This is a genomic window from Bacillus sp. LR--39, from assembly GCF_053613335.1.
This window is the reverse complement of the sequence record NZ_JBSIOT010000943.1, coordinates 1-685: the sequence shown is the minus strand read 5'-3', so window position 1 is coordinate 685 and position 685 is coordinate 1. Positions and strand designations below refer to the sequence as shown.

Genomic DNA, 685 nt, shown 5'->3' with positions numbered 1-685 from the left:
GATGGTAAAAAACTGCTGGCCTTGTTTCGCGCCATCCATTTGCGCCGCTTCATAGTAGTCTTTCGGAATGCTTTGCAGACCGGCTAAGTAGACAACCATAGCGATCCCGACATATTGATAGGTGTTAATCATGACAATGATCCATGGATTGAGTGATGGACTGGCGAGCGCATTAATAGGGCTGATGCCGAAGACCCCGAGCAAATCGTTGAGCGCGCCTCCGTCATAGGAGAAGAAAAAGTACCAAATGTAGCCCATAATGAGCGGGCTGATCATCACCGGCAAATACACAATTGTTCTTGTTACCGCTTTCATTGTAATGCTTTGATTTAAGAGCAGAGCGTACAGAAGCCCGACCACATTTTGAAAAAAAGTGCTGCCAAGCCCATAAAGCAGAGTGTTTTTTAAGATATGCCAAGTGTCAGGATCAGAAAACAGCCTTTCATATTGCGCGAATCCAACCCATTGGTAGACTTGTGAAAAGCCGTTCCAGTTTGTAAAGGTAATCAATGTGCCTTTCACAAACGGGTAAATCATAAAGACCAGAACGGAGAGCAAAGCAGGAATGTACATCCACCAAAGTGAGGACTGCTTTTTTGGCTTAACCTGTTTCACATGAACGTCCCTTGCGATCTCACTCATTGTTTTCAGCTCCCTGTGTTTCCGATTGCTCCCGGAGTCGTTT

The 685-nt window shown here is 45.4% G+C and carries 1 protein-coding gene; it reads right to left on the bottom strand.

The genetic code is table 11. The features are described 5' to 3' along the window. A partial coding sequence (locus tag ACWHAR_RS27635; protein WP_452088511.1) for a carbohydrate ABC transporter permease occupies positions 1 to 642 on the bottom strand: 642 nt, incomplete at its 3' end. Positions 643 to 685: the final 43 nt, after the last annotated feature.